General features: G+C 53.3%; 14 protein-coding genes. 6 read left to right on the top strand and 8 right to left on the bottom strand.

From position 1 onward, the window contains the following. The first annotated feature begins 184 nt into the window (after positions 1 to 184). From ACESWY_RS04830 to ACESWY_RS04815, 4 genes are all read left to right on the top strand, one after another. Positions 185 to 1,630, top strand: coding sequence for a radical SAM protein (locus tag ACESWY_RS04830; protein WP_373202143.1), 1,446 nt, complete (start codon positions 185 to 187; stop codon positions 1,628 to 1,630). A 5-nt stretch (positions 1,631 to 1,635) separates the two neighbouring features. After that, positions 1,636 to 2,649, top strand: coding sequence for a hypothetical protein (locus ACESWY_RS04825; RefSeq protein WP_373093115.1), 1,014 nt, complete (start codon positions 1,636 to 1,638; stop codon positions 2,647 to 2,649). Further along, the gene (locus ACESWY_RS04820; RefSeq protein ID WP_270226907.1) at positions 2,646 to 2,960 is read left to right on the top strand and encodes a hypothetical protein; all 315 of its coding nucleotides are present in this window, start codon (positions 2,646 to 2,648) and stop codon (positions 2,958 to 2,960) included. Before ACESWY_RS04825 ends, ACESWY_RS04820 begins: the two co-directional genes overlap by 4 nt. A gap of 137 nt (positions 2,961 to 3,097) precedes the next feature. Further along, complete coding sequence (locus ACESWY_RS04815) at positions 3,098 to 3,637, top strand: LURP-one-related/scramblase family protein (RefSeq protein WP_373093116.1); 540 nt, start codon at positions 3,098 to 3,100, stop codon at positions 3,635 to 3,637. A 34-nt stretch (positions 3,638 to 3,671) separates the two neighbouring features. On the opposite strand, the gene ACESWY_RS04810 is transcribed toward ACESWY_RS04815, so the two are convergent. After that, on the bottom strand, positions 3,672 to 5,276 hold the full coding sequence (locus ACESWY_RS04810) for an ATP-binding cassette domain-containing protein (RefSeq protein ID WP_347491774.1): 1,605 nt from the start codon (positions 5,274 to 5,276) through the stop codon (positions 3,672 to 3,674). Between the two features lie 207 nt (positions 5,277 to 5,483). Beyond that, complete coding sequence (locus tag ACESWY_RS04805; protein ID WP_373093117.1) at positions 5,484 to 6,200, bottom strand: YoaK family protein; 717 nt, start codon at positions 6,198 to 6,200, stop codon at positions 5,484 to 5,486. 262 nt (positions 6,201 to 6,462) lie between these two features. Between ACESWY_RS04805 and ACESWY_RS04800 the strand changes: the two genes are divergently transcribed. Then, positions 6,463 to 8,598, top strand: coding sequence for a YgiQ family radical SAM protein (locus ACESWY_RS04800; protein ID WP_373093118.1), 2,136 nt, complete (start codon positions 6,463 to 6,465; stop codon positions 8,596 to 8,598). A 126-nt stretch (positions 8,599 to 8,724) separates the two neighbouring features. Here the strand turns inward: ACESWY_RS04800 and ACESWY_RS04795 are convergent, their stop codons facing one another. Further along, positions 8,725 to 10,095, bottom strand: coding sequence for a PTS transporter subunit EIIC (locus ACESWY_RS04795; protein ID WP_055250969.1), 1,371 nt, complete (start codon positions 10,093 to 10,095; stop codon positions 8,725 to 8,727). A gap of 11 nt (positions 10,096 to 10,106) precedes the next feature. Beyond that, positions 10,107 to 11,585: a family 1 glycosylhydrolase gene (locus ACESWY_RS04790; protein WP_035137362.1), complete on the bottom strand. Its 1,479-nt coding sequence runs from the start codon at positions 11,583 to 11,585 to the stop codon at positions 10,107 to 10,109. 153 nt (positions 11,586 to 11,738) lie between these two features. On the opposite strand from ACESWY_RS04790, the gene ACESWY_RS04785 reads away from it, so the two are divergent. Next, entirely contained in the window at positions 11,739 to 12,731 is a 993-nt protein-coding gene (locus ACESWY_RS04785) for a helix-turn-helix transcriptional regulator (RefSeq protein ID WP_138112950.1), read from the top strand. Positions 12,732 to 12,739: 8 nt separating this feature from the next. On the opposite strand, the gene ACESWY_RS04780 is transcribed toward ACESWY_RS04785, so the two are convergent. The 4 genes from ACESWY_RS04780 to ACESWY_RS04765 all read right to left on the bottom strand — a co-directional run bounded on the left by ACESWY_RS04780 (position 12,740) and on the right by ACESWY_RS04765 (position 16,553). Further along, positions 12,740 to 13,681 carry a CPBP family intramembrane glutamic endopeptidase gene (locus ACESWY_RS04780; RefSeq protein ID WP_195568675.1) on the bottom strand — a complete coding sequence of 314 codons (942 nt, stop codon included), beginning with the start codon at positions 13,679 to 13,681 and terminating at the stop codon, positions 12,740 to 12,742. After that, a complete protein-coding gene (locus ACESWY_RS04775) occupies positions 13,678 to 13,899 on the bottom strand; it encodes a type II toxin-antitoxin system RelB/DinJ family antitoxin (protein WP_138112954.1) in 222 nt (73 codons plus the stop codon). Before ACESWY_RS04775 ends, ACESWY_RS04780 begins: the two co-directional genes overlap by 4 nt. A gap of 215 nt (positions 13,900 to 14,114) precedes the next feature. Next, on the bottom strand, positions 14,115 to 15,494 hold the full coding sequence (locus ACESWY_RS04770) for an ATP-binding cassette domain-containing protein (protein ID WP_138112956.1): 1,380 nt from the start codon (positions 15,492 to 15,494) through the stop codon (positions 14,115 to 14,117). Between the two features lie 3 nt (positions 15,495 to 15,497). Continuing rightward, complete coding sequence (locus tag ACESWY_RS04765) at positions 15,498 to 16,553, bottom strand: ABC transporter substrate-binding protein (RefSeq protein WP_161144801.1); 1,056 nt, start codon at positions 16,551 to 16,553, stop codon at positions 15,498 to 15,500. Between the last annotated feature and the right edge of the window lie 2 nt (positions 16,554 to 16,555).

Below are 16,555 nucleotides of genomic sequence, written 5' to 3'. Positions count from 1 at the left end.
ATAACGGAGTCCTAGACCTTCCCTCCCGACAACAGCGAAGGCTAGATTATAGGAGCAATCGCCCAAAGAATACGACCACTCAGTCTATAAATTGTTTCTGTTTTAGCAATATATGTTTGACAATACGTTTATAAATGGATACCTTATAGTAAACATCTTAGTTCACTAAAATAACATTAGTGAAATGAAAGAGGCGGTAGAGATGTTAGTTCTACCCATAAAGACCCTCTTGGGCCACTATATTTATGATGCCAACCGAAACGAGATACTTGCAGTAAGCAAAGATCTCTTCAATTACATCTCAGAAGTCCAAGCAGGCGAAGTTTGCCCCAACTCCTATAAATCAGACCAAGAATTCCAGTTACTACAATCATGTGGCTACTGCTGCGATTCGCCATTGCAGGATGTCGCTTATCCATCAATTGACCTTTTGAAAGTTAAGCTGGAAAGAAATTTACGGATGATAACCCTTCAGCTGACTCAATCTTGCAACTTCCGATGTGATTACTGTATCTATTCCGAAAACTCCTTATACAACAGAACCCACAGTCATAACTCTATGTCTGTTTCGACGGCCAAACATGCAATCGAATTCTTTAAGATGCACTCGATTGACAACCCAAACCCGGTCGTAGCATTTTATGGAGGAGAACCTCTCCTTCGATTTAGTGAAATTAAGCTAATTACTCAATATGCAGAACAGGTATTTGAAGGAAAACACATCTCATTTCGAATTACAACCAATTGCTCTCTTTTATCTGAAGATATGGTTAAATTCTTCTTCGATTCTGGGCATGAATTCTATTTGCTAATCAGTCTTGACGGGCCGCAGCAAATCCATGATAAGTCTAGGCATTACGCTAATGGTGAGTCCTCATACCAAGCAGTTATAGACAATGTTCATATGATTTTAGACAACCATCCTGAACGCAACAAATATATTCATTTTAATGCCGTAGTCGACACGAACAACATCTATAAAACAGTCTCTTCCTTTATAAATGATAAGGATATCGAGGCTTGCGATGTTCAATTCAACTACTTGGAACGCAACGGACGTATCGCCCCCTACAATGACAAGTTCTCAAGTCAACTGAATTACGCCTTATTTAAAGCAAGAATTATGGACGAGCGCAAGATCGAAAAAGGAAACCGCAGCGATAGGCTCGCTTCATATACGCTTGCAAGCATCAACCAAAACATTAAGCGATTTGCACCTTCGAACATCCCAACAAAAGCTATACCCGGTGGTCCATGCGAGCCAGGAGTTACGCGTCTATTTGTGACAACAGCAGGAGCGCTTCTTCCTTGCGAAAGGGTCAGCGAAACAACCAAGGACATGTATATCGGTACATTGGATTCAGGATTTGATTTAGGTCAAATTGAAAAGATGATCAATGTTTCAAAGCTGACCAGCGATTCATGTAAAAAATGTTGGGCATTTCAGCTGTGCACTCAATGCATTAAAAGCGCAGATTGCAAAGGAGTAATTAGCCCTGATTACAAGCGAACAGCATGCGACAACTCAAAACGAATTGCCTTTGATCGACTTAATCAGAAAATACTTCGCTTTGAGCTTCATAGACACGAAGTGTCCATTACAACGGCTCTTAAAAGGAACAAGCGATAAAAATCATGAAGACAATTGGACTTATATCTTTCACGAGAGCTGACTATCCTCTTCTAATTGGATTGCTAGGAATTGGCTACAATATTCGGGTATCAACACCATGCGGCATTCTACCGGACGGCGTAGATGTTGCCAACCTTGTTAATTGCAAAGAAATTGGCATAAGAAATCGAATTAACTATGTAACGACAATCGATGAATCAGACCTGGTTGTCGTTTTATCGACGAAAGAAAGCGCCGCAGGACTCATAGAATTTAGTAAACACGCTGAAACCTATGCACATTCTGTAAATAAGGAGGTTGTCAGCCAACTCGCCACTGAACAAATTGAGTCTAGCAAAAGCGACATGCAGGAATTAGCCCTGATACCAAAAATTGTTGTCGGGAATCTATATACACCCGCCGATTCAACAATTACGTTTAGTAGCATCGTTAGCGAGATGAGAAAGCACCATCCCAATCTATGCGCTTTGAGCTTCAATCCTTTAAATGAAATCTGGGGCTGCAACACCCTTAGTTTTGATGGTGGCCAATCCGCCGTCATCAAAATGAATGAGCAGATCAACCTCATCATTGAGAATGATAAATCCGACCTAGCTCTATTAGAAACGCCCAATGTGCTTATGAAATACGACGACCACATTTTCGGAGATTACGGATTAGGATCGATTGCTGCATGTCGAGCTTTCTGCCCTGACTTGGCCATTATCAATATCCCATACACGATAGCCGACTACGACATAATGCTTGGGCTCATGCCCATAATTGAAACGCTTACGCAAGCAGAGAAAGTTCAATTTGAAATTACAAACGAAGTACTTGACGCCACTGAAGGGTTGGAGACGCATAGATTTCAAATAAGCTATTCATCTAGCGATAAAGCAATTCAAGCAGCAAGAGAACTTCGACTAAGAGGAATGCCCTGTTTCTCAGCCAGCTTAGATCCAGAAGAATCATTACTATGCTGCAAAACAATCGAGAACGAGTTGTTTGATTTCGATATTGGGGTGCTGAAATGACAGCATATCGTAAAGATGAAACCATCTACGCAGAAATCGAAAAAGCGATAAGCAATATTAGAGATTTGGATTTGACTCAATTTGACCAAAATCTAAGAAATCAGCAATTGACCGACCCGCCATTCAACTTGTCCTCATCAGATTTAGTTCGACTGCTTATTTATCTTGAAAGCAGGTTTTCTGTTTACGTTGAGTACTCGTCGATTGAAAACCTAGGGTTCAACAGTGTTGAGGAGGTGAAGAAGGTAATAGAACAGTCAGAAACAATCGAACAATGGGAGGCAGATCATGAGAAGTATTCGTCCATTTAACATACATGCAGTAAATAGCGTCATTCATTTTGTTAGAAATTGCCCATGCGGTTATTGCAGCTGCATGTACTGCAACATACTGCGCAATTCTCCGCACGAAGCAGAAGTCGGTTCCAATTCGATCGAGGCGATGACGCGTGGTGGCTACTGGTCCTAAATCGAGCAAGACGGCTACAAACGAATATCGAATCTCAATTGAAGGTAACCCTTATCCGCATGCTCTAGCTCTCATCAACCCAGCTGGAGACAACCTCAATATCAAAAGACATGGGTTCACGGGTCCACTAGGACAGCTATTGAGTCTAAAATATACCGTTTATGACGATGCAAATGAAAAACTCTTTACTGTCGTCGACGGTGGTTTTAGTAACATGCCCAGGGTTGCGCTCATCATCGAACACAAGGAAGTTGCGGTGTTCGATTATGGCCTAAACAGACTTGAGATGAAGTGCGTAACGAACATACCGAATTACACAATAAAAGGTAACTTCCTATTTGGAGATTACGACATATTCAGCCAACGGGAAGTGAAGCTATCTTCAGTTATCGTCCTTCAATGTGATAAACAATCGTGCTTTAGCATACAGGTTTTGGATAAAGCCGAATTGGCCGCCGCAATTGGAATACCCACAGCCATTGCCCTTCTGAGGGCTCGGATTGAAGAGCATCTCGAATAAATCGCAAAAAGCAGTTCGTAGCAACGTTCAGGAGCTAGATAGTTTTTTCTGGCTCCTGAAACTGTATTACATAGTCTGCAAATTGTTCGAAACCATGTCCATGATCCGCAATGATGACGATTCGCTCTTTCATCTCCTGCGCAACCACCATCTTCAAAAAGGATATCGAAGCATTATCTAAATTGTTGCAAGGCTCATCCAAAATAATAATAGAATAACTGCTCAGAAAGGCCCTACAAAGTAATAGAGAAGCCAGTTCTCCGCCAGACAAATTGTGTCCCCTAGCTCCAATGATGGGATTTACTTCAAATAATTTATCGAGGCTAAAACCCTTCAAAAGATAGATGAGTTTTTCAGAGTCAATATCTACAAGACCATAGTAAAGAGCCTTCCTGAAAGTTCCCCCCATTATCAAATGTCTTTGCGGCATAGTTGCGCAGGGTAGCTGGATTAAAGTCGAACCATCGAAAATGACAGTAGACTCATTAACACACAGTCTGCCAGCAACTGGCGACAATAATCCGTTCAATACTTCCAGAAATGAAGATTTACCACATGCATTAGGGCCGCTTACTAAAACCAGACAAGGTGCCTGTATCGTGCAATCTGGAATTGTTATCCTCTCATTAGTTTCGTTCGACGAAAACGAGAGAATGATTCCTTTCCAACTAATTCGATCAGCGTGATCGAAACATATCAAATTAGGTTTTTCAGCTTCCAAAAGACGACGTAATTCCAAGACACGGTGCAACGATCTAAACGACGGCTGAAGCTGAGCCCAACAATTCAGAACAAGAGGAAAAGGAGAATAGCATAGAAGTACAAGTTGATAGCTCTGCACCGCAATCCCGACCGTCAGTCCGCGCTTTGACACAAGGAAAATAAGCAGCAGAACTGAAAGCAGGCCAGTAATGATGTTGCCAGCGTCAACTATTTCAGTTGCCAATCTCGCAAAGACACTCTCCTCAACTCGAGAGTTCCTGCAGGCTTTAAGCATCTTTTTATAGCGAAGTAATTCCAAGTTAATTGAACGAGAAATACGAATGTAAAGTCGACAATTTATTAGTTGGGCTAAATAAGCAGAACCCCTCGCCTGGGCCTCCAATGCCTTTTCGCTCTTAGTCGATAGCTTACTAAGAGCGAACGGATATAGAAGCGAAATAAACAATGCCGAAACACAAACAGGAATCAAAAGCAACAAAGAGATATTAGATAGTGCCACAAACGATACCAAACCCGTCACTAGGCACGGAAGAAACGCAGTTGTAAATATTCCAATCATCGGCTGTAGGTTCCCAGCCTCTTCAATGCGCGATAACAGGTAGTCACTGTCTTTTGCTAAAACTAAGGGCCGCTCTAAAGCATGGCGGGCAAGCAATCTATAGAAGCAGTTAGTGCCATCGGAAGCCAATTGCTCCGCATATTTTGATCTGAACAGGTTTGTCACCAGCTCAACAGAGAGCAATACTAGCAGGCCTAACCCAATGCATAAAACGTTACGATAATTAGAGCGAAGCAGGCCATAGTCTATTATCAACGATTCAGCTTTAACAACAGACAGCTCCACCAGGGCAGATAAAATGCAGAGCGCCATCAACTTGATTACTGTCGTCTTATTTTGAATAAAAAGCTCTGGCATATGTCCATCCCCTCAACTAATAATTATAGCTAGAAAGATGACATTTTTATTCTATAGCCTTAAGCAGCACGCTTTGCTGACGTCAAATCTTGTCATTACAAACATGCACCTTAGGCTTAAGACTCAAAAAAGGGGGCGGCCGAGATGGCCGTCCCCTCCCCATTATCGATCTATCTGGCAAAGGGACAGCCCCTTTGCCGCATTCGGTTACTTTCGACAGCCCTCTTTCCAAGCCTCGGCCGCAACCTTCCAGCGTAAGCGCAAGTCGCGCTCGCGGTCGATGAACATGATGGCAAACGCGACAAACAGCAGCAAGCTCGCCACGACGATGGCGTGCAGGCCCATGCGCTCAATACACCAGTTGCCCAACACGGCGCCAAACACAAAGATAAAGATCACGCCAAAGTAGAGCAGGCCGTTTTCCAAAAAGCCGCGCCTGTGGGTGATGATGTAATCGTCCACGTTTTGCAGCGCGTTGCGCAAGTTGCCGATGCACATGGTCGTAGCGATGCCGTGACCGTGGATCTTGCGGAAGCTCTCGACCTGCATACCGCAGGCAAACGAAGTGAGGCAGTTGGCGAGCAGGTTGAAATCGCCGCCCGGAATAAAGCTCACGCCCAGCAAGATAACGGCTTCAAAGAACACCGTCACCTGACGCCAGTGGATCAAGCTGCCAAAACGCTCGTGTACCAGATCGGCAAGCATAATACCCACGGCAAACGACACCACAGGGAAGAAGTAGCGCCCCGCAAGTGCCCAATTGCCCTCCGAGATGCTCACGCCCACGAGCAGGATGTTGCCTGTCTGCGCGTTGGCGAAAACATGGTCGCGCCCAATGTACGAATACACGTCCATAAAGCCACCGGCGAGCGCCAAGATGATGCCCAGCTCAATAGACTCCGATATCTGTTTGGCACGCTGCATCGTCGTGCATCCTCCTTGTTGACGACTCTCTCGTGCGTTGGCGGAAACATAGCCGCCGTTCATACTGTAACCCATTGACAACATGGCGTGCGCGCGAGACGGCTTCCCCAACGCGCAGATACACAGTCTGGAAACAAACGGCGGGTACGGCACCCGCATCGACGCGCCGATCCGCCAGCCCATGTACTCCACCAGTCTTTTTAGCCCCGTCCCAAAAAGACTGGTTACAATTACGTGCAGCATACAAACACCGGGAGGGATCGTGGCAAAAAAGCCTCAGCACGCTCAGAACAACCAGCGCAGTCAGCAGGGCAAACAGGGCCAGCAGCAAAAGCGCGGCGGTAAGGCCCAGGGCGGCCACGCCACTCATACCCCGGCAGCGCCCGCCCGTCCCTGGCGCCCGGGCCGCGACAAATTCCTCCCCGTCAGCCGCGCCGATATGGACGCGCGCGGCTGGGACCAGTGCGACTTTGTCTACATCTGCGGTGATGCCTACGTGGACCATCCCAGCTTTGGCATGGCTATCATCAGCCGCGTACTCGACGCGCACGGCTACAAAGTTGGCATCATCTGCCAGCCCGACTGGACCGACCCCGCCAGCATCACCGTGCTCGGCGAGCCGCGCCTGGGCTTTTTGGTCAGTGCCGGTAACATGGACTCCATGGTCAACCACTATTCGGTGACCAAGCACCGCCGCCACACCGACGCCTATACCCCCGGTGGCGAGGAGGGGCGCCGTCCCAACCGAGCCGTCACGGTCTACGGCAACCTCATCCGCCAGACGTTTAAGGACGCCCCCATCATCATCGGCGGCATCGAGGCAAGCCTGCGCCGCCTGGCCCACTACGACTACTGGCAGGATAAGCTCAAGCGCTCGGTGCTGCTCGACTCGGGCGCCGACATCCTCATCTACGGCATGGGCGAGCACGCGATTGTCGAGATTGCCGACGCGCTCGACGCGGGGCTGCCCATCGATCAGATCACCTATATCAACGGCACCGTCTACCGCACAGGCTCGCTCGACGAGGTCTACGACTACGACCTGCTACCCAGCTGGGACGACCTTACCGCCGACAAGCTCAACTACGCACGCAGCTTTAACGTGCAACAGCAGAATATGGACCCCATCACCGGACATCGCCTGGTAGAGCCCTATCCCAACAGCGTCTATGTGGTGCAGAACCCGCCGTCGGCGACGTTGACGACCGATGAGATGGACGAGGTGGCCGAGCTCCCCTACGCACGCGATTGGCATCCCGACTACGATGCCGCGGGCGGCGTGCCGGCCTTTGCCGAGATCAAGTTTTCAATCAGCTCCAACCGCGGGTGCTTTGGTGAATGCTCGTTTTGCGCCCTCACCTTCCACCAAGGTCGCGTGTTGCAGATGCGCAGCCACGACTCGATCATGCGCGAGGCAGAGCTGCTCACGCGCGATCCCGAGTTTAAGGGCTACATCAACGACGTAGGCGGACCGACGGCCAACTTTAGCCGTCCCGCCTGCGACAAGCAGCTCAAGCACGGCGTGTGCAAGAACAAGCGCTGTCTGTGGCCGAGCGTGTGCAAGAACATGGTGGTCGACGAAAGCGGCTACACGCAGCTGTTGCGCGACCTGCGCCAGCTGCCGGGCGTCAAAAAGGTCTTCGTGCGCAGCGGCATCCGTTTTGACTACACCATGGCCGATGCCTCGGACGAGTTTTTGCGCGAGCTGCTGGAACACCATGTCTCGGGCCAGCTGCGCGTAGCGCCCGAGCACGTGAGCGACGCGGTGCTGTCCGTGATGGGCAAGCCGAGCCGAGCTGTCTACGACGCATTCTGCCGCAAATTTGAACGCTTGAACCGCGAATATGGTCTTAAGCAATACGTGGTGCCATACCTAATCTCGAGCCATCCCGGCTCGACGATGAAGGAAGCCGTGGACCTTGCCGAAGCCGTGCGCGACATGGGCTACATGCCCGAGCAGGTACAGGACTTCTACCCCACCCCGTCCACCATGTCGACCTGCATGTACTACACCGGTGTAGATCCGCGCACCATGCAGCCGATCTACGTGGCGCGCGACCCGCATGAGAAGGCCATGCAGCGCGCGCTCATCCAGTATCGCAAGCCCGAGAACTACAAGCTGGTGCGCGAGGCGCTAGAGAAGGCCGGGCGTCGTGATCTGATCGGCTATACCAAGCATTGCCTGATTCGCCCCGTGCCGCCACGCCCGGGCGAGACGTCTGCCGGCGGTGGGCATGGCACCGGCAAGAAGGGCGGCAAGGCCCACGGTGGCGCCGCCGGCAAGGGGCCCAAGGGCAGCAAGGGTCACGGCGGTATGTCCCGCGCGCAGAACACTGCCGGTCGCAATCGCGCGGCACAGGGGCGTCAGGGCGCCAACGGAGGCGGCAGACGCAACTAGCGCGGCGAGGCGGCATGCCGCCGTTGGCGACACGACACGCCCCACCAATAAAATGCCGCTCGCTGGGGCGTCGCAGAACGATTCCCCGGCGAGCGGCCGATTAATATTGTCTATCTCAAAACGTCGTTACTTTTTGTCGAAACGACCATAGAGCGCAAACGAGAGCGCCGCAGAGATAACCCAAGTCAAAGCGATGCAGACGACAATCATGATCAGGTTCATGGGATTGCCGCTTGGATCGGCATAAACGGGCAACGAGGTAATGCCGGGCATAACAAAGCCGAAGCACTTTGCGCCGAGAACAACGGTAAGCGCACCGCCAATGCCATCCGCAATCATCGCAGCGATAAGCGGAGTCCTGTTAGGAACCTGAACGGTAAACAAGGCGGGCTCGGAAATTCCCATAAATGCTGAGAAGGCGCACGTCATTGCAGCGGACTTGAGCTTTTCGTCGGTCATGCGCAGGGCTGCACCAAAAGACGCACCGCTTTCGGCGAGGTTATGGCAGAAAGAGATCGGGAGCAGATAGTCATACCCAAGCGTTGCGATATTGGAAATCTGGATAGGGCTCGTTGACTGATGCATGCCGAAGAGCACGATAAGCGGCATAAAGAAGCCCAGCAGAAAACCGGCAACGGGGCCTAACGTCGAGAATAGCCAAACGATACCGTTGGCAAGACCAAGACCGCACCAGGCACCAATCGGAGCGAGCACAAACAGGTTGACGGGAATCACGATAGCAAGGGAGAGCGCCGGAACGACAACGAGCTTAAAAAGATCCGGCACGACTTTGTCGATTGCGCGATATACAAAAGACAAGCCAATGACGCCAAAGATAACCGGGAACACGGAATCGGCGTAGCTAAAAATCGGCACCGCAAAACCGAACAGCGCAAGGGGCGTCTCGCCCGTACCGACAGCGTTGACAATGGTCGGGTACATCAGCGATCCGGCAACACAAAGCGCAAGCGAACGGTTGACTCGGAACTTATCAGCTGTAGACATTGCCAGCAAAAACGGCAAGAAGTAGAACGGGATATCCGAAATCATATTGAATATCGCAAAGTCGCCGGCACCCGTGTCGATTCCAAAAGCCGCGATAGCAGCCAGGATGCCCTTTACGATGCCTCCCGCCACCAGTGCGGGAATGATAGCGGAGAAGATGCCGGTGATGATATCGAATACGCGAGCCGAACCTTTTTGGAGCTCAGGCTGCTCGGCGTCGGCGGAGACCTCGCCACCCATCCTGTCGCCTAGCATGGGCTCCAATTCGTCATATACCGACCCCACGCTGGCGCCGATGATAACCTGCCACTGCCCGTCTTTAACCTGCGCGCCCAAGGCGCCGTCAAGCGTCTTAAGGGCCTCCAGGTCTGCCTTGCTATCGTCCTTCAGGTTGAATCTGAGCCTTGTAATGCAGTGCGTTGCCATAACAACGTTATCGGCGCCGCCCACGAGCTCGAGGACACGAGCGGCCAGTTCCTTCTTGTCTGCCACAACAATCACTCCTACCCAAGATCCTCGCCATTAGTGGCGATACATTTCTGATACCAATAGAAAGAGTCTTTACGCGAGCGCTCCGCAGTGCCGTTGCCGCAATTATCCAGATCGACATAGATAAGCCCGTAGCGCTTGTCCATCGTAAGAGGACCACAGGCAACAAGGTCAATGAATCCCCAGATCATGTATCCGCGCACGTCAACGCCATCGATCACCGCTTCCTTAAGGCACTTTATGTGCTGGCGCAAATAATCGATTCGATACTCGTCGTGGATGCTGCCATCCTCCTCGACTACATCAGATGTACCGAGGCCGTTCTCGGCGATATACAGGGGCAGCCCATAGCGGTCATACATCTGGTTAAGGGTAACCCTCAGGCCAATGGGATCGAGCTGCCAGCCCCACTCACTCGTCTCGAGATAAGGGTTCTTGTTTGCCATGACCAGATTTCCCGCAGTCTTCTCCCATCCCTGATCGCAGGTGGATACCTGGGAAAAGTAGTACGAGAAGGCCAGGAAGTCGACCGTGTTGCGAGCGATGAGCTCTTCATCGCCCGGCTCCATTTGAATCTCGATATCGCACGCGTCGAAATAGCGATTCATATAAGCGGGGTATTTTCCACGAGCCATCACATCCGTATAGAACCAGTTGGAATACTGGTCGTCGTGAATAGCCTGCATGTTATCTTCGGGACGGCAGGTGGCGGGATACGTACAGAATCGAGCGATCATGCCGCCAACGGGAGTATCGGGCGAAAGACGATGGACAATCTCGACGGCACGCGCATTGGCAACGAACTCGTGGTGCAGGCACTGGAAGATGGCTCGATCGAAGTTCTCCCCCTCTTCGTCTTTGACCAGACAGACCCCGTCCCAAGGCGAAAAACGCGCTGCATTGAACTCGTTAAAAGGCAGCCAGAAATCGACCAGATCGCCCAATTCCGTAACGATTGTCTCGACATAGCGGGCGAAGAAATCAATCGTCTTGCGATTCTTCCATCCCCCATATGTGGTGACAAGATTTACCGGGATGTCATAGTGGAGCATGGTGACGAAGGTTTTAATGCCGTGCTTTTTGCACTCACCCAGCATGCTTCGATACCACTCGATGCCTTCGCGGTTAGGCTCAAGATCATCTCCGTTAGGATAGATCCGGCTCCAGCAAATAGAGGTGCGGAACAGCTTGAGGCCCATCTCCGCAAAAAGCGCGATGTCCTCACGGTAGTGATGATAGAAGTCGTTACCGCGCCTAAACGGGTAGAACTCAACACCATCATCTGCGAGAGCGTTCATTAGTTCGTCATGGCAGAAGGGGTTGTTTTGATGCTTGTCCTCAATCTGGTCATGAGTCCAGGTACCATCCAGCCATCGACAATCCTGCGTCGACTTTCCCTTTCCGCCCTCATTCCAAGCGCCATCGGCCTGCGAGCACGATATGGCTCCGCCCCATAAAAAGTCGGAGTCAAACCCATGTTTTAACTTACTCATTTGCCCTCCTTGATCGGATGCTCCAGCGGATAACCCAATACTAGGAAGAACAAGATGCATAAGATATCGCATAGAAAGCATGGGCTTATAACATTTTTTTAGATATAATACCGTTTAAGGCATCGATTCTACCGTTCACCCCTGGAGCACCCCATGGATTCGAATCTCAAACAGCTGCTCTACACGCATACCGAGACCGAAGAGTGGCATCGCACGCATCCAGGAGAGCTCAGCCCGCGATATAACAGGGTGGAAACCACAACCATTAACGGCGAAGAGGTCTATCTGTTTGACTGGAAAGAAACCCTCGACGAAAACCCCGTGGGCCTTATCAAGGAGTCGCGCTTTACTGACATTCCTCCTCATATGAATCGGGATATGGAGCTTAACTACGTGTACGACGGCGTCTGCACGTTTATCGTCAACGGACGGCGACTACTCCTTAAAAAGGGCGACGTGCTCATTTGCAACACCGGCGTAGTCAGAAGCGTTCCGTACGTTAAGGGCGAGCACGATATCGTCATTTCAATCGTCTTCAAAAAAGAAATGTTCGATTCGTTGTTCCTGAGCCAGCTACCCGGCGCGTCACCATTAACGAATCTCCTATTTGATTTTGTGTCCAAAAACCGTGAGGCCCGCAAATATCTCATTCTCCCAGAGGAATACGCCCGACATGCGCGACGCCTCATCGAGATGCTCTTTATCGAATATCACTTTAAAGATGCCTACTCTAATGAACTCATGAGGCACCTCGCCGTCAGCCTATTCCTTGTTCTCATTCGAGGACTGTACCGACGCTCCGCAACTGATAACCAGGCAATCATGTCGGACGAGCGCATCGTGTCGATTCTGAATCATATTGAGCGAAGCTACGGCGACTGCACGCTCGAAAGCATTGCGAGCGATACGGGTTATAGCACCAGCTATCTCAGCAGCTTGATCAAGCAAAAAACCGGCAAAACGTTTTCGCAAATCAAGCTCAACCAGCAGCTCACAGAGGCGGCATATCTTCTCAATAACACCGAGCGCAGCGTGCAGTATGTAGCCCGAAAAGTCGGCATCTCCAACATGTCATTCTTTTACTCAAAATTTAAAGAAGCATTCGGCGAAACGCCAGGTGCGTTCAGGACGCATCGGTCTAATTAAAGGCGTTATTACTCAGACCGATCAGCTTCGCGCGACACGGGAATGCACAATCGAAGCAGCGAGCGCATCGCCTCTACCAGCAGAAAGCCGGCGATGCCAACCGTGACCACAAGGTCGAGCGGTGTGCTCACAAACCACAGCAGCCCCATGAGATACGACCCGGCGTTAAAGGCAAAATGCAGCAGGATCGTGTAGCGGAGCTTTCCGGTGGTCACGAGTACCCAGCCAAAGATGAGGCCGGCGGCACCCGCATAGCAGCCCTGTACCCAATTCATGTGCATAAAGCCGAAGATTGCCGCCTGCGGCACAATCGCCGCGGCGATACCCCAGGTACTCGGGGCCGCCCAGGGCACCATGGCGCCGTCTTGCGGTCGCACGAGACGTCGGCGCTTCCAAAGTGGGCGACACTGCGGGTTAAACGCTCGGAGCGAAAACTCAAAAATGATGCCGCGCACCAGCAGCTCCTCGCAAAACGGAGCGCCGAGCACCGTAGTCAGGACGGCGAGATAGCTGGTGTCGCCCATGCCTGTTTCCTCGACAAGTTCACTGTAATCGGCCGCGACCTCGGGCAACAATGACAGTACGGCGTCGGTCACGTAGCCAACGACCACCTGCAGTGCCAAGCCGATCACGATAACGCAGGCAATGCGCTTCCACGCGCTACGCACTCCCCCGCCAAGCGGACGCTCACCTTGCCAGCGCGCGATAAACGACCGCGGCCACAAATAACGCCACCATAGCAGCGCCATCAAAAACGACGCCGTCTGAGCGACGGCTTGAAACCATTGAATATCGAGGTTGTCGATCGGGAAACCCGTCAGCGCCGACACGATGTCCAGAACGGAGAACAAAACCATGCTCAGGACAATATCGGCAGCGACGACGCCAAAACAGGCAAGCGCCCAAACCAGCGCATTGAGCATGCCGACCTCCTCCCAACGACTAGTCATTGGGGACGTTCTTCAACGACTAGCTGTTGGGGACAGTCTTTGCCAAAGGCCCCGCTGGGCGAAATGTCGAACGGAAAGGTGCCGCAGCGATTGAAGGCAGCGATGAACATGCGGATGGCGTTGGACGGCGTGGTGCCTACGAGTTGGGTTGCCGCCGCGAAGGCCGCCTTTTCCTCGGGCAAGACCTTCGCGACAACCGGGGTCATGTGTTCTGCCATGGCGCTTCCTTTTTGAAACGACGGTGGTGCGGATAGATGCGGGCCACGCGGCTGGGCGACGGGCTGTGAAGGCAACCCGATTGGCCCGCATCTGGAGTTTGTTTCTACTGCGTTGGTATTACTTCGTAATCCTAAGTATTACCCCGCAGATAGAATACCATACCCAACCCTATGGGGACGGAGAAAAACGGATCATTTTGTTGCTGAATAAGTATTTAGAGCGTGATGATGTCCGAGATATTGAGGGCCTGAGCGTCGACGGCATCGTGCGTAGCAAGCAACAGCATGCGGCCGTCGAGCAAGTCGAGCACGACCTCGGCGCATGCGTCGCGCGCAGCGGTATCTAGGCCGGTAAAGGGCTCGTCCAGAATCACTGCGCCGCCCGGACACAGCAGGGCTCGGGCAATCTCGACGCGACGGCGCTGCCCGCCCGAGAGCTCGGCCACACGAGCATGCACATCGACCCCCGGCACCAGCAGGCGCAACAGGGCCGCGGCACTCGAGGCGTCCACGCGCGCGTCGGCGCACACCAGCACGTTATCCAAAGCCGAGGCGCCCTCTACCAGGCGCACATCCTGAAACACCATGGAGCACGGCGCGCACTCCCCCGCCGCCAGCGCAAGCAGCGTCGACTTGCCCACGCCCGAGGTGCCCATCACGCAGGCGCGCCCACCGGCGGGCACACGAAGCACCAGTCCGTCGAGCGCCGGAGCCCAGGGAGCGCGATCGCCCACGGCGAGCGCAAGCTCCGCAGCAGCCCTGCCGCCAGCAGAGCCGCCTGCACGTCCGCGAGGACAACGCCCATGCGCCCGCACAGCAGCACGCCATGCTGCGGGCCCCGAAGCCCGCAGCAGCCACACCAGCACGCGCTCGCATGCCCACGATGCCGCCACGACCAACACGGTCCACGCCAGCAGGTCAGCCGTCTCGATGAGCAGCTTCGCCTGATAGATGCGCTCACCCACGGTGCCCACCGCCATGCCGATCAGCTCCGCCGCCACGCCGGCCTTCCAGCTCATGCCAATCACGGCGCGGGCGCACGAAAGCACAAACGGCAGGACTTCGCGCCAGGTGTGGGCACAAAACAGTCGCCAACCCCGCACGCCATGCAGACGAAACATCTGCTCCAGCGGTTTATCCGCTTGCGTCAAGCCCTCGACCAGCGAAAAATACACTCCCGGCAGCGCCATCAAAAAGACCGCCGCAATGCTTACGCGCGCCGACCCCAGCCAAATGAGCAGCAGGACCACCACGCAGGCAACCGGCGTCGCCTTAACAAACGAAAGCGCCGGAGCCACCAAGCGGGCAAACGCCCGCGAGCGCGACGAAATTCCGGCCAGCAAACCACCGCACACCGCGGCAAGCGCCAAACCGCCTAGAATCCGCACACCCGAGCCCGCCAGAATCGCCCACGTGCCGACATCGCATACCAGCCGCAGCAACGCCACCACAACAGCACCCGGACCCGGCAAAATCAGCGGCTGTGCCACCAGCGCCGCCACGAAGACCCACACGGCAAGCCAAAAGGCGGCAACGGCACCTGCTGCCGCCACCGCCTTCATACGCTCTATCATTTGTCGAGCAAACGCACGCACGGGTTACTCCATGTAGTAGAAATCATCAGCCGGGAGCTTGCCGCCCACGGCGCTCGCGTCCGCATCGGCCAGCACCTTCAGGTACCCACCGAGCGCGGCCTTCATATCCTTCCCCGTCTGGCACACGAGCATGCACCCGGGAATCGCCTTTTCGGCAATCGTGGCGTTATCGACGATACCCGCATCGACTACGGCCTGCGCCCAGTCTGCCGGCGCCGCATTGACGGCCTTCACGCTCGCCTCATGGCAGCTCAGGAATTCCGCCACGGCCTCGGGATGCTCCTCGGCAAAGGCACGGCGCACCACGGTCACACCCGTCAGCAAGCGCGAGTCCGTGTCTCCTGCCAGCTCGTCCCACACATCGGTCAGGCTCACCGGTGCCGACGGCTTGCCCTCGCTCTTGGCGATGGCCGCCGTCTTGAACGGCTCGGGCAGCACGCCCACGGCAGACGGATCAGCAAGCAACGCCGACAGTACCTCGGTGGGCTCGCTCTTAAACTCAAGCGCCACCTGGCCGGTCAGGCCCGCGCGCTCTAGCAGGTAGTTCATGACGTACTCCGGCGTGGTGCCCTTGCCCGTCATGTAGACGGTATGGCCCGCCAGATCGCCAAACGAGGCCACGCTCGCATCGCCCGTCACCACGTTCAGCACGCCCAGCGTGTTGATGTCGATGACCTGCACCGCGCCCTCGGTCTTGTTGTAGAGCACGCTCGCCACGTTGGCGGGCACTAGGGCGATATCGATATCGCCCTGAATGACCTTGGGCACAATCTCGTCGGCGGCAGTGTTGATCGCAAAGTCGAACTCATTGTCCGTCTCGCCATCGGCAGCCTGGTCCATAAACTGCACCAGGCCAATCGAGGTCGGCCCCTTGAGCGAGGCGACGTGTACCTCGACCGGCTCTGCGGCAGCACCGGCGCCGTCCGTGGCAGCCGAGCCCGCGGCGGACCCGGCACCGGCAGCCCCGCCGCCACAGCCCGCGAGCGCAAGTGACAGGGCGCCCGCGGCGAGCGCCGAGGCAAACCCCCGGCGCGACATTTCAAAATCAAACGCGCGCATCG

The sequence above is a fragment of the Collinsella aerofaciens ATCC 25986 genome (assembly GCF_964237925.1).
GTDB classification, from domain to species: domain Bacteria; phylum Actinomycetota; class Coriobacteriia; order Coriobacteriales; family Coriobacteriaceae; genus Collinsella; species Collinsella aerofaciens_BJ.
The sequence above is the reverse complement of the archived record's forward strand: the minus strand, read 5'-3'. Positions and strand labels throughout refer to the sequence as shown.